Origin of the sequence: Rubripirellula lacrimiformis (assembly GCF_007741535.1) — a bacterium.
In the GTDB taxonomy this organism is placed as follows: Bacteria; Planctomycetota; Planctomycetia; order Pirellulales; family Pirellulaceae; genus Rubripirellula; species Rubripirellula lacrimiformis.
This window is the reverse complement of the sequence record NZ_CP036525.1, coordinates 7,794,860-7,808,853: the sequence shown is the minus strand read 5'-3', so window position 1 is coordinate 7,808,853 and position 13,994 is coordinate 7,794,860. Positions and strand designations below refer to the sequence as shown.

General features: G+C 54.8%; 8 protein-coding genes. 4 read left to right on the top strand and 4 right to left on the bottom strand.

All coding sequences use genetic code 11. From position 1 onward, the window contains the following. Positions 1-164: 164 nt before the first annotated feature. Both K227x_RS27140 and K227x_RS27135 read left to right on the top strand, forming a co-directional pair. On the top strand, positions 165-446 hold the full coding sequence (locus tag K227x_RS27140; protein ID WP_145175431.1) for a hypothetical protein: 282 nt from the start codon (positions 165-167) through the stop codon (positions 444-446). A 446-nt stretch (positions 447-892) separates the two neighbouring features. After that, positions 893-1,075, top strand: coding sequence for a hypothetical protein (locus K227x_RS27135; protein WP_145175428.1), 183 nt, complete (start codon positions 893-895; stop codon positions 1,073-1,075). Between the two features lie 385 nt (positions 1,076-1,460). Here K227x_RS27135 and K227x_RS27130 read toward each other — a convergent pair whose 3' ends face one another. Both K227x_RS27130 and mobF read right to left on the bottom strand, forming a co-directional pair. Continuing rightward, positions 1,461-1,874: a hypothetical protein gene (locus K227x_RS27130; protein ID WP_246146325.1), complete on the bottom strand. Its 414-nt coding sequence runs from the start codon at positions 1,872-1,874 to the stop codon at positions 1,461-1,463. 1 nt (position 1,875) lies between these two features. Continuing rightward, on the bottom strand, positions 1,876-4,758 hold the full coding sequence (gene mobF / locus K227x_RS27125) for a MobF family relaxase (RefSeq protein WP_145175425.1): 2,883 nt from the start codon (positions 4,756-4,758) through the stop codon (positions 1,876-1,878). Between the two features lie 259 nt (positions 4,759-5,017). Between mobF and K227x_RS27120 the strand changes: the two genes are divergently transcribed. Beyond that, a complete protein-coding gene (locus K227x_RS27120; protein ID WP_145175422.1) occupies positions 5,018-5,287 on the top strand; it encodes a hypothetical protein in 270 nt (89 codons plus the stop codon). 228 nt (positions 5,288-5,515) lie between these two features. Next, positions 5,516-6,613 carry a PDDEXK nuclease domain-containing protein gene (locus tag K227x_RS27115; protein ID WP_145175419.1) on the top strand — a complete coding sequence of 366 codons (1,098 nt, stop codon included), beginning with the start codon at positions 5,516-5,518 and terminating at the stop codon, positions 6,611-6,613. Positions 6,614-6,961: 348 nt separating this feature from the next. On the opposite strand, the gene tnpC is transcribed toward K227x_RS27115, so the two are convergent. After that, positions 6,962-8,371 (bottom strand): IS66 family transposase, encoded by a 1,410-nt coding sequence (gene tnpC / locus K227x_RS27110; RefSeq protein WP_145175416.1) that lies wholly within the window; start codon positions 8,369-8,371, stop codon positions 6,962-6,964. 170 nt (positions 8,372-8,541) lie between these two features. Next, a complete protein-coding gene (locus K227x_RS27105; protein ID WP_218933576.1) occupies positions 8,542-13,869 on the bottom strand; it encodes a PQQ-dependent sugar dehydrogenase in 5,328 nt (1,775 codons plus the stop codon). Positions 13,870-13,994: the final 125 nt, after the last annotated feature.

Below are 13,994 nucleotides of genomic sequence, written 5' to 3'. Positions count from 1 at the left end.
TCGTGATGGGATGACTCATTGGACACGCTGCCACGATGCTTATCCCGACCGCAATGGGGCCGTGTACTCGGCTTCGCCTGCGTGCCGCACCAACCCCATGCGGACGGGATCTTCACCGTAGCGGGGACGCGGACCAGGTCAACCCAAAACGAAAGGAAACTACCATGACCCAAACCAACGCAAACAAGCCTGCCGACACAATCCGCTTCGGACAACTGAAGGCAACCATCTGGAGCAATCCCGGCAAAGACGGGAAACCTCCTCGCTACTCGGCCGTTTACGTCCGCAGCTATACCGACGACAACGGAGACTGGCACGATACGACTTCTCTAGGCGAAATCGACAACCTAAAGCTGGGACACTTGATCCCGAAGGTGACCGACCGCATCGAGGAGCTGAAGGCCGACGACCGCAACGCTGCGAAAGCCCAAGCAGACGCGGCCTAAACACCGCAACCGGCGAGCGGGGCTGCCTTCACTTCGAGGCGGCCCCGATTCCGTGATTCCCAAATTTGGTAATCGTCTTCGAAACGGATTCTGTCGGTTAACGATCAAAATTTAGCCAACTGCAAATCAATCACGATCAATGCGATTACCAAATTTGGTAATTGGGAAAGCTTCGTCAACAGTCGTCCGACCACTCGACCGCTGCCGCAATCACGACGATGCGATTTCACGACGTTTTGAGTTCACTGGTTTCCAAGTCAGAAACCGCACTCGTGGCGATCGGTCGCCGTGAATTTGCCGAACCTCTGGCCGGCGAACCAGCCTTTGATCGCCATTACCAAATTTGGTAATGGGGCCTCGGAACCGTTTAGGAATGTTGCCGATCGACGTTTTACCAACTGCAAACCGTTCGCGATCGATGCGATTACCAAATTTGGTAATCACGAATGCATCGCCAATCCTCGTCCGACCACTCGACCGCCGCCGCAATCACGACGATGCGATTTCACGACGTTTTGAGTTCGCTGGTTTCCAAGTCAGAAACCGCACTCGTGGCGATCGGTCGCCGTGAATTTGCCGAACCTCTGGCCGGCGAACCAGTGTTTGATCGCCATTACCAAATTTGGTAATAGGTCCTCGGAACCGTTTAGGAATGTTGCCGATCGACGTTTTACCAACTGCAAACCAATCGCGATCGATGTGATTCCCAAATTTGGTAATTAGGAATTGTTCGTCAATAGTCGTCCGACCACTCGACCACTGCCGCAACCACGACGATGCGATTTCACGATGTTTGGGGTTCACTGGTTTCCAACGCCGGAACCGCACTTCTGGCGTTTCATCACCGTGAGTTTGTCGGACCTCGGGTCATCGACCTGGCCTGCAATCGCGATTACCAAATTTGGTAATCGCAGCTTGGAACTGCTTCCGACCGCTGCGGATCGAAGTACTGCCGACTGCAAATCAGCCGCGATGGATCCCATTACCAAATTTGGTAATCGTGCTTTGGTAAGCTTATCCAGCCGGTGGGAAGGCTTCGATTTCGATGCTTAAAATCAGAGGCAAAGTCTCGGGGCGACCCACGTCACGCGTGTCGTCTTCTTCAAGCCACCGTATCCTTCCGGTGCCCAGTAGTGTCATTAGGTCGCGAAGATGCCGGCCTCGTATCGTCACGAGCACTCGGCTCATGGCAAAGATGCCGAGCGTGATCTGGCCAGCATCACGACTTTGAATTTCCCGTATGTCGCTATAGGCGAAACTCATGATCCGGCCATCGCGGAAGCGAAGCTGGAACATCATCGGGGGAAGCTCGCCGTTGCGTACTTGGAGCCACGGTAGCCCGTCGTCGTCCTGGCGAGCGGGCAGGGGCGAGACGCTGCGAAGGTTGCCGCCTCGGTTTCGATCGAAAGCACTGGATGCGTGTGCCACTTTATCTGCTCCTTCCCAAATCAGGGGTCATACCAAAACCACCGCGAAGACCGGTGCCAGGTCCAACCTGGTTCGTTTCGCGATTTTTCGATTGATCGTTCCACCAGGTCGATAAGCGATCTTGAAACGATTGGACGGCCCGCCGCCCTTGGTGGAAGTACTCGTGCATGCGATCACGTAGCTCAGGCCGCGTTTGTTCCTGGGTATCTGACCGAATCATCTCGGTCGCGGAGAGCTGTTCACCGCTTCTCGCGATGGCACGCCGGACCTTTGCCTTGTCGTCAACGTAGATTGCGACATCTTCGCTACCGCGAGAAACCGTCACGTAAAACTGTTTCGCGTTGATTGCGGGCAGAGACTCCGACCCCATTGCGGCGATTGCGATGTGACGATCTTTGCCCTGGCTGGCGTGGCTGGTAACGACGTATCCGAAGTCAACGTGACCATAGGATTGGTCGACGACCGTGCCGCCTTTCAGGATCAGATTGCCGTTGCGGTCGAATCCTTTCAGTTCGTCGAGGCGCCCGTTACTGATCCGTTTCTTGCCGTCCTGGGCTGTTCCGCCAGCGGTGAATCGAATCTTGTCGCCTGCAGCCATCGAAACGTCACGTTGGCTGTAAACGTCGAAACGTTCCGTCGCATCAAGTGGCAAATTCTTCGCGCTGCCATCATCAAGCGACTCAACCCGAACCTCGTCTCCAATTGCCCCCGCGACACGGAAGCGTTCGCCCTTTTTGAAGCCACCCTTGGCGTTCTGATGGAACTGCACAATCGATCCGACGTGGGCGGAGTAGGTGAGGGCTTCGCCCTTCTCTGCGTCGGTCAAGTTCTGGGATCGTAGCTGCGTGATCGTTTGCTCTTCGGTTGCCAGCTTTCCTTCGCTGCGGAGCGAACCACGAATCTCGTCCGTGACCGCCCGCGCCTCCGCGTGGGTTGGTGCTACGATCAGCGTGGACTTTCCGCTGCTCTCGGCCGATAGGTAGGCCTCGGCCAGCTTCTGGTGTCGTTCGTCGTGACTGATCTCCTTAATCTTTCCCATCGCGTCAAGTCGGTCGAACCCCGCCAGCAAACCGGTCTTTCCGGTTTGTGGATCGATCACCGCATGGCCGTGGCTAATCATTTCAACGGCGGCTTTGTATTGCCCTTTCTGTCGCTGGATCGCTTCAACGCGGGCGACGTTTAGACCGGATTCCTTTTCGAGCAACCGCATCGCTTCCCCGCGACGGGGCGATGCGTGTTGCCGGGTGTCACCGGAAAGCACAACGCGAGCATTTCGTTCCTCGGCAATCTTGAATACGGCGTTCATCGAACGAACGTCCATCAATCCAGCTTCGTCGATCCAAAGAACCTGGTTCTCGACCTTCGAATGCAAATCCGTATTTCGGATCAAGTGCTCGACCGTCTGTGCGTTGTCGAAGCCTTTCGTTTGAAGCACCTCCTTCGCACCGGTGCTGGGAGCAAACGCAAAGACCTGCTTCCCATTGCCGCGAATCGCTTCGGCAGCTTCCTGCATCAGCGACGACTTTCCCGTACCAGCGCCACCGGTAACCGCCATGACCGTGTCGCGGGACTCGATCACATGCGTAACCGCGGATCGTTGCTGGTCGTTCAGCCATTCCCGCTTGAATGAATGGGCGTCTTTGCCGATCGCTTTCCGCGTTCCCCTGCCATCGCGAGCAAAGTCGATCATCTTCTTCTCGGCGGCGAGCACTTCTTTGGTCGTCACACGGTGGCGTTTGGCTCCATTCTCATCAGTCGATCGCTCAATCAAGCCAGCTCGGTCGACCGCTTGCTCAATTTGTTCAGGCGTGAGCGTCAGGCCGTGTTCCAATGCGGTGCCAACGACCTGGTGACGCTCGACCGTCGACTGGCGGTAAAGATGGTGATCCAGGGAATGCTTCACTGACGCATTGGCTCGCGTTTGTTCGGGTTCGCCATTACTGCGAGCTTTGCCACCACGCAGGGCAGCGAACGCTTTTCGCTCCGCTGGCGTCAACCGCTGTTGCCAGCGGTCTCTCAGCGTCTCGACGGTGGCGCCCTTGTCTTTCTTCTCACGCGTCAATTTGCCAAGCTTGCTTTTCTCGGTCGCGTTTGAGACGCCCTTTTCCAATGCGTGCTTTTCGACCTGAGCGGTGCGGCGGCTGAACTTTTCGATCGTGGAGCGATCGATGCCCACGATCTCCCAACCAGCCTTGGTGCGTCCAGACTGCGCGAATCGTGTTCGCCGAACCGCATAGCCGAGGTCATTCTGTAGCTTTCTGGCCAGCCGAGACTCAAATTTTGCCTGCAAACTTGGTCGCTGGCGAACGATCTCTTCCATTTGGCCCGCGTAGTGGCGGCCTTTATCCTGCGTCCAATTGATGACGAAGGCATGAATGTGCAGGTGCGGATCGGCTTCGCCTTTTACCGGCCTGGAAGTTTTGTGCAGGAAGTCGGCATAGATCAGCTTGCCGGTCGTCGTCTTCTGCTCGGAATTCGCGTGCTTGCCACCGCGAACGCGGCGTTGCATCAGTGGTTCAACGTCCCGTGTCATGGTTTCATGGACGGCGGCGCGAAGCGCGTCGACGACACGCTCATCCTCGTTGATTGCCCAGGCCAATGACACGCTCTTGGGCACCGAGAACGTCAGGTCCATCCCAGGGCGTCGGTCGCTGCGGTTACGTTGTGCCAGCGCCGTGCCATCGATCGGATGTTTGCCTTGGAGGAGGTCGCTGAATTGCTGTTTGGTGACATCCGTACCCCGTCCGAGCCCGAGTGCATCTGCACCTTTGCCGTGCCATTGACCGTTCACTTCCTGGCCGAGGTAGTAGTCACCCTGGGTCAACACTTGATCGAAGTATTGAACGGTACTTGAAACGGATTTGCCTTGGGTCGCGATGAGCATGTGAAACGATATGGCTGAACCCAGAAGAGGGCAAATTGAAACAAAATATTTAGATAGGCTTGTCCCCTAAGCACTGCTTTGGACCGTTCAACCCTGACACGACTGCGCCGTTCATGGCAAGTCATCCGGAACGCAAAGAACCGATTCGTCCACAGCCATGACGCGACCACTGGTGCTCATGGATCGTGTCGATTGTGCTTTGATTCGAGAAGCCGTCGTGCTACCAGGGTCTGAACCAATGACAACGAAAGGAATCGATATGTCTAACGAAAACAAACCTGTTCACCGGCTCCGCCTGAGCACGATCGCAGCGGCGGTTTTTCGCAACGTCAGCGAAGATGGCCACGTCAGCTACAATGCCACGTTCGACCGGAGCTACAAAGACGGCAACGAATGGAAACGCAGTCACAATTACGGACGTGATGACTTGCTGAACCTGTCCAAGCTCGCTGACCAAGCCAACACTTGGATCCATGAACAACAGCAAGCCGAAGCCCAGCGTCCCAAACCTGAACCCGGCACGAGTTGATTCCGAAGGTCCTGACGTGGCGCCGTTGAGAGCTCTCCGGTTGGAGCAAGTTCGCTATAGATTGCTTGCAACCGCACCATCGTGCGGAGAGATTCATTGACTGGCCGGCAAAACGCGGTGAAGAATGATTGAGTTTCGAAAGTGAATGCGTTAAACCAAATCGACACTGCAATTAGGCAGGATGCGAACCCGCATGGCCAAAACGCGAACGACGAAAATAGAAGTCAAATGAATGATCTAACTTCAAACGACGATTACCGCGATTGGATTGTTTCGATCAAGAGCCAGGTTCAGGCATCCCAGATCAAAGCCGCAGTCGCTGTGAACCATGCGATGATGGATCTGTACTGGTTCATTGGTGAGCAGATCGTCGCAAAGCAGCAGACTGCCAAATGGGGCGATGGAGTCCTGAAGCAGATGAGTAAAGATCTCACCGCCGAATTCCCTGCGTTGAAGGGGTTTTCGCGGCGAAACCTCTTCTACATGCGAAAGTGGGTTCGCTTCTGGCAGGGGGGAGGCGAGAAAGTGCAGCAGGTTGCTGCACCCGGCTCGGAAAAAGTGCAACAGCTTGCTGCACAATTGCCGCTTTCCGCGATACGGGCTGTTTCACAAATTCCGTGGGGCCACAATTTGGTCCTTCTGGACAAACTCGACGACCGCGCCGACGCGCTGTTCTACGTGAAAAAGACGATCGAGAACAACTGGTCCCGAGCAGTGTTGACGCACCAGATCGAATCTGGCTTGCACCTGCGTGAAGGAAAAGCGATCGACAACTTCGACGCGACCTTACCGCAGCCTGAAAGCGACTTCGCCCGCCAACTGCTACGTGATCCCTACAACTTCGACTTCCTCACACTGACCCAGCGGCACAACGAACGGGAACTCGAAGACGGTTTGATCGACCACTTAACCAAATTTCTGCTCGAACTCGGCGCTGGCTTTGCGTTTGTCGGGCGTCAATACAAAATCAACGTCGACGGCGATGACTACAGCATTGACCTGCTGTTCTATCACGTCCGATTGCACTGCTACATCGTCATCGAGTTGAAAGTCGATAAATTTAAGCCTGAGTTCGCGGGCAAACTCAATTTCTACATTTCTGCTGTCGACAGCCAGATCCGCACCGATGCGGACGCTCCAACGCTCGGCATTCTGATTTGCAAGAGCAAGAGCGACATCAAAGTCGAGTATTCGCTCCGCAACATCACCAAGCCGATTGGCGTCAGCGAGTATCAGATCACGGAACACCTACCCGATGACCTGCGTTCATCACTACCGACGATCGAGCAGATCGAAGCGGAGTTTGGGGAAACGGATGGTGAATGACTGGCAGTTCAGAGAAGTGGTCCATTTCGGCCCCGTGGGCACGTTCGTGCGATGAGCCGCCAAAACTCATGAAAAAGTTGGCGAGAAGGGCATGCTTATATTTCACGTAACGTTGTGTGATAATATAGATTATGAAAAATGATGCGTCGCTTGACCTTAGATCCGCGTCATTCACTTGTAGGTTGATGGAGCCGATCGCGCAGCGACTGAGTAGAAGACGGCATCTCGTTTATTACCAGCTCCTGTTACGGCTTGCTTCGGTTCGCTCGTGGCCCGGCCTCAATGTTTCGTAACTGTTCACGGCTTGGCGCGAACGTTGAGACAGCTGACTTGGAAAGACGATCGATTCTAGCCGACGGGAAGCAGCGGCGGTGGACGCTCACCGCGAAAGAAGTGATTGAGGGAGCTCCGCAGGACATTCAGTAGTGATTTGTCATGATCCGAACACGTCGCCATGACTGTCCAAATGCGTTCGAGCCATCGTTGCCCGCCTTCGCTTTTGCTGCCCTGGGTCACCTTGCGATCGATCACCACGAAACGAATGGCCTGTTCTGCAATGTTGTTGGTTGGCTCCAGACCCGGCGTCGTAAGAAACTTCAGGTAGCTTTCACCATCATTAGCGAACCGAGCCGAAAGGTTGTGAGCCTTCTTGTCACCTGGAACGCGAAGCCGAGCCCGCGTGAGCACCTCCATCGCCGCATCCTCCAGTTCTCCGTCGAAGCGACCACCCAACTCGTCACGCCGGTGAATGACACCGAACATGTCCCGAATCGCATCGAGCAGCCGACTCGACCAACCGTGGGTGCGGCCCGTCGAATGTTCTTTGAGAAAACGCAACTCCCGAATCAAATGGGCGAAGCAGAACTGGATACTGCAATCGGTCAGGCCCCGATACTTGTGATACGCACTGAAGTAATCGCAGCCGATGATTCCGTTGAATTCTTCGCCCAGTACATCGAGCAGTACCCCACTGCCGCGAGACGGGTCGATCCTAAACACGGTGAAGCCAGAACCACGAAAGCACCATGTCCACATTCGCTTTCCGCTGTCACGGTGCCCGGTCTCGTCGATGTTCAGGATTCGCTCGGCTTTCAGCTTGCCAAACAGATCCTCGTAAAGCGGCGCGATGGCCTGACTGACTTTTGCTATGACTTTGGCCAGCAGGCCACGAGAAAGCTTCAAGTCGTAGACGTCGCGAAGGTACTTTCGGATGGTTGCCAGCGAGGCGTGGCAGGCACCTTTGAGGAAGCCGATGATGCTGGAGAGTTCGACGCCGCAGAGTCCGGCTCTGCGGATCTCCGGTGGGATTGTGCAAACATGCGTTTTGTCACAAGCGGCACAGTGGCTGGCGAGCGATCGGTGTTCGGTTGTTTCGGAGCGGCTGACAATTTCGATCTGCTGCACGATGGAGACCGGATTCTCGGAATCGGTCGTCACCGGTCCGCCACAACATGGGCATTGCTCAAAGGCATACTGGGCCAACCAGTCCAGTTCGTCTTCGGGCACCGCCGGTCGGATCGTCCGCTGATGACCTTTCTGGCCGCCTTTCTTGCGTTTGCCGGCAGGCTCTCGAGGCCGGATCGGTTTGACAATGTCCGAAGATGGCGGCTTGGAGCTATTGGAGGAGTTTTTGGTCGCAGCCGCCAGCTTGGCCGCCACTTCGTCGAGCTGCTTGGCAAGGGCTTCAAACTTCCGCTCCAAGTCGGTGAAGCGTCGCTCCCAACGTTCGCAGTCCGGACATCCATTTCCCGTGCTCATGGCCGCCGATTCTATCCAGCATCGCCGATTCCACGAACATCAATTTCAAACCCGTGAACAGTTACAATGTTTCTTCCTATCGTTTGGTCGCTACGGTCCAGGTGCAAACTGCGTTGAGGGTACGGACGAGAGGTGGGTTTCCGGCTGTGCCAGCAAGCACGACGTAAGAATTATTGGGGCAACATTTCGTCCAGGCTTTTTGATTGGGCGCTGCTCGGTAGATCGGCACCCTGATTGATCCAGTCGGAGATGCACTGAATCCCGCTCGCATCCACTACGCTCGTGGCGAGTGGAGGCATGCGAGTGAAGCCACTGGTCCCGGCAATACGACGCAGAATGGCGCTATGGGGGATATCGCCAGGTACGATCGCTCGGTCGGCTGGGTCATGCACAATATTTAAGTCGCCATTGATGATGTCGGTGGCAGCAAGTGAGAGCTGGGCCCGAAGGTCGAATTTGGCCCGCCCCGTGCCGCCGGCTTGGTGACAGTAAGCACAATTCACAGCTAGCCATGATCGAGCACGAGCCTCCAGCGTCGAAGACGCGTCGGTCGGCGTGACGTAGATCGGAAGGTTGTCGAATTCGACAGGGCCGGCAGGTACGCTGAGGTAACCGGTATCAGCGAGGAGCTGAATGTAGTTCCCCTCCTCATTACCTAGAATTCCCGAACGATTGAGTTGTCGGGTCTCGAAACTCAGCGAGTACCCGGCTTGACTGGTGTGGCACGTAAGGCACTCCGAACGACTGGGGATTCGCCAGTGCTGTGGAGTGTAACTGCCATCCACATCAATCATCAAATCAAAGTTAGCACCTTGATCACTCACGAGGTAAGCGTCGCTTTCGTCGTCATTCCAACGATAGCTGACACCATAAACACCGTCACTGGTACGGACCAGGAGGCGAGTTTCAAGACGCTTTTCAGTGCTGGCGTCTCCTCGTGTTTGATCAATGGCGAAATGCTTAATCCACAAAGCGCCAGTCGGCGCAGACCAAGCTCCATTTTCGGCATAACCAAAGGTGTCGGTCTCGTTGGGCAGCATAAACCAACGGGTTTTGTGAGCGAAGTCGCTCCAAAATGGCAGGTTGATATCGTAGCGTTCAATCCCTGGGTTGACGCTTAGGTCGCCAAGGTCCGCGAATAGGCCAGTATCGCTTAGCTTGACTGGGAATACCGTGTCGACAGTTTGAGAAATTAAGCGGCGAACCCTCCCTGCTAGATAGTCGAGCAACAGAATGTCGCCGCTATTCGGGTCAAGAGTGAACGCGACGATTCCGGACTGGCCCGTAATTCGCTCGACGGTCGGTGGATGATCGCCGTTCCTGCTGAGTGCCCAGATGTGGCCTCGCCCGAAATCAGCGAAAATGTACTTGTCACCGAGACGATTGTAGTTGTTGCCGCGATAGACCAAACCGCCGGTAACACTGTTGCCCTCCAGAGCGTTGTTGCCGTGGAGATAAGTCCAAATTGGGGCGGAAGGGCGCAACCCGGCGGGCGGATTTGGCTTGACGCCCGCACTCCTGCCCTCTAGATAAGGCCAGCCGTAGTTGCCGCCAGCATCGACAAGATCGATTTCTTCCCAGCCGTGGAGGCCGACGTCCGCGACCCAAACTTGATGAGGCGGGTTGGGGTCAAAACTAAACTGCCAAGGATTGCGGAAGCCAACGGCCTGGAATTCGGTGCGGACATTGCCAGACAGAGGCAGGCCGTTGAAGGTCGCAGCGTCGACGAATGGGTTGTCGACAGGGACCTTGAAAAACGCATGGTGATCTTGATCGAGGGCTATGGACGGATGCGCGTTTGGTTCGAGATTAGTCGGTAGTCGATCGACATCAATACGGAAGATGCCCGCCCAGAAATCCTTGTCGATATGTTGAGCGTTATCATTATCGTCACCGAGACCTCCAGCATCGCCGCTGCTAAAATAAAAGTATCCGTCTGGTCCGAAGCGACAAGAATTGAGGTTATGTATTGGCGAAGGATTAAACTGTGAAATCAAGGGCTGTTCGCTGGTCGGATCAGCGAAGTCAACGTTTTCGTCTCTCGCGGTGAATCGAGAGATTCTTACATGAGGCTGGCCGTTGACCTTCAAGCAGTAAGCGACAAAGAACTGTCGGTTGGTTGTGAAGTCCGGATGAAAGGCGATGCTTTTAAGGCAAAGTTCGTTGCCGTCGTCCGTAAACTCCTCTCCGGCTCGGGAATTGACGATCATGGCTAGATCAAGAAAAAGTTGCCTAGAGGCCCCAGTCGGGATGACGCTCGGGACCATCCAAATCTTGCCACCGCGCTCTCCCACCACGAGCTTGTTCGTATCTGGAACGAAGGCGAAGCAAGTCGGGGATGCGAATTTCACACCAGGAATCGCGTCAATGACAGCCATTTCGGTGGCCGGTGGCAGAAGCGGAACAATGGATGTAACGTTCTGAATCCGCTGATCCGGTGCAAAATCAAATGTGACAGTACTGGCCGCAGATTTTTCGCCATCGACGCCGACCAGGCGGTAGGTGAGAGAATCATTGGCAGGGGTGCCGTTAATGTGATGATAGCTGACGCGTCCTTGGGAGTCGATGGAAGCATCGCCGTTTGCTGGTGGATCAACGATTTCAATTGTGCCAGCGCCAACGTCATTTTGTAGAACATCCAGGCGAACCTTTTCCGAGTGTCGCATGGTGATCGAATCGGCCATTGCCTGTAATGGGCCAATCGCATTCTGGATGCCACGCCAAGACGTACCTACCGCCAAGTTATCCCAGTCGACCGGACCTGGACCGCCAGATCCAAGGCGTAGCGCAGTAGTCCAGTAGTCACCCGCGAAAGATCGAACGATTGCAGGAGTATTGGAGTCTTCCGGTAGACTCATGTCCGGTTCAATCCACATCGAAAGCGTGTCGGCAACATAATCAAGCTTTGCGACGATGGTGCAGCTCTCGCCATCGGTGGGTCTGACGCCTGAGTAGGTGTGACCTGCTGATGTGTCAAGGACTGCGAACTCGAATGCGTTCGACGCGGGGTTTTTTGCAGTGGGGACACCAAATAGAAGACGTTCATTCTCAAAGTCGAACAAGGACATGCCGCTCCAGGATGCACCCGCGGAACGCGTCATGTCAAAGCGAACGTAGACTTTCTGGAATGATGTTTTTTCACTAGCATTGATCGCGCCCTCCGATTCCACACCGTTGAACTGCCGCAGTGCGCCGGCTTCCCGAGTGCGTAGGATGCCGCCTTCGACGGTAGGTGACCCAAACGACACATCCCAGTCCGAAAAGTCGTTGGAGAATTCAGATGATTTAGTATTTTGGAAGTCCCAGTGCTGACCGCCTTCTTGAGTGCCAATCGATCCGTCGAGATAGTCAAATTTTTCGCTGCCAATAGTCAGATCCAAGCCCTCGGTAGGCAAACTGACAGGATAGGAAACGCTCTGCAGCGATTTCCAGCTCGTCGCGACGACGACTCTGTCCCAATAAGTAGCTTCGTCGCTGTCCGAACCGAATCTGATTGCGTTACTTTTCAAGTCAGCGATAGCCAACCTGGCCGACGGCTTTGTCGGTTCTTCTTGAGTGAAATCGGGATTTACGAACATGGAAACCAGGTTCGTAGCGAAGTTTACCTTGGCAACGATTTGGAACTTTTTGTCAGGCTCCGGTTCAATGCCAGAGTAGGAGTAAGTATTGTTGCCGAGATCGTGAATTCCAAGCTCACGCTGACCACTGCTGGAGTTGGCTGCGAACGGTACGCCGACTAAGAACCGCTCAGTATCGTCATCATAAACGCTCATGCCGCTCCAGGTGATATTTGCGCCAGTGCGCTGCATCTCGAACCGGTAATAGAGCGTTTGAAATGCTGATGATGGATTGCTGCTGAATAGACAGTCATCGTTTGAGCTTCCATATCCGCGTTTGGCACTAGAGTGCTCTGTGCCGAGACGACCCGAGAAGAGAAACGGCTTGCCATACACATTGCTCCATGCTGAAACCTGCTGGGTGTGTCCCACGAAGCCATCGCCATTCTCATTGTCAAAATCCCATCCCACTCCGCCGTTCAGGCCACTGATGGTGCCACCCCGATAGTCGAAATTCTCATTGGCAATCACAACATCTGGATTGGAAGCCGGAGTTCTCTGTGGGAACGCTCGCTGGATCGCACTCCAACTTGTGCCGACACACAGATCATCCCAACTCGTCGGCGCGCTACCCCCAGAACTCAGGCTGACAGCGGAACTCGAATCCTCACCAAGGTACGGCCAGGCGGCATCTGGTTTAGGCTCAGGCTGCGAGAGATCGGGATCAACCCAGAGGCAAACGACATCATTCGCAAAGTCGACTTTCGTGACCAACGTATGGCTCTTATCGTCCTCCGCGACGATGGCTGAGTAATTCGTGTCGAGCGTTGAAACGGCGAAGGCTCGTACGCCAGAAGCTGGGTCTGGGTCTGACGGGACACCAAAGAAAACTCGTTTTTTCATTGAATCGCAGGAACTGATTCCACACCATGTAGCACCCGAGGCGCGGGTCAGAGAGACGCGGTAATAAACTGATTTCCAACGAGTGCTGCTACCTTGGTTCACAGATGCAATGCCGTCGTCGGGGAAGCCATATGCGCGAATGACGGCCGATTCCTGTGTGTTGAGCTGGTTTGTGGCGATCCATGATACACCCTCTACCGCCTCCCATTTTGACGGTCTCTGGTTAGATCCGTTGAGGCTATCGCTTCGGACCGAATTGTTGAAGTCCCAGTTCAGGCCACCCGATTGATCCGCAATAGGGCCATCGTTGTAACTAAAGTCTTCCTTGCCAATGACGATATTCTCACCGTTCGCGGACAGCGAATTTGGATCGCCGAGCGACGCTAATTGTATGCGGAGCGCATCCAAGCTAACTCCATTTTCTCGCCCCACAATTCGTAGCGTGTAGGTCCCGCTGGATGGGATCGTGAACTTCATGGCATTTTGAGAAGCAACGGCAGCATCGACCTCTGCCTCGCCAAGACCATCCCAGCTTGACTGTTCGAAGTCGGAAGCGACATGCCCGCTGTCCTCGTACCAATCAGCGTTTTCACCGCCGACGCCATCCGCGAGTTCTACGAATCCAGCATAAATCGAGTCCGATGCACCATCGTATCCGTCCCAACGCAAGTACAGTCGGTAGATGCCAGGGATCTCAAAATGGATCTCATAGTCCATCGAAGCGCCCGACCCTGTGCCGCGGTATGTCGCAGGAAACGATCCATTACTCGACTGCAATTGCATGAACCGTTTCTTGTTTCCGCTGCCCGAAGCGTTTTCGAAATTTACTCCATTCGGTAGCACTGAATTTGTCGGCGCCTCGATCCACTCGTTGCCGTTGGCCGCCGTTTTGGCATGGTATTGCTCCGCTTGAACCACAATCTGCCCGTCTTTACCAATGACGTAAGGAGCTCGCACTGGCGTGCGGGGAAAAACGACCATTGCGATGGTAGTGACTGCCAAACACAATGCAACAAAGCCAAGGATACGAAGTGGCATCAGGTATGCTTCTGTTATTGGTTTCTCGGGAGGGCCGCCTTGCATACCGTCTGCCGTTGGACTCAGGAAATGCAGTAGTTCGCCGCCAGCACTCTTTGCGTTTCATTGACTAATAAGTCGTTAAC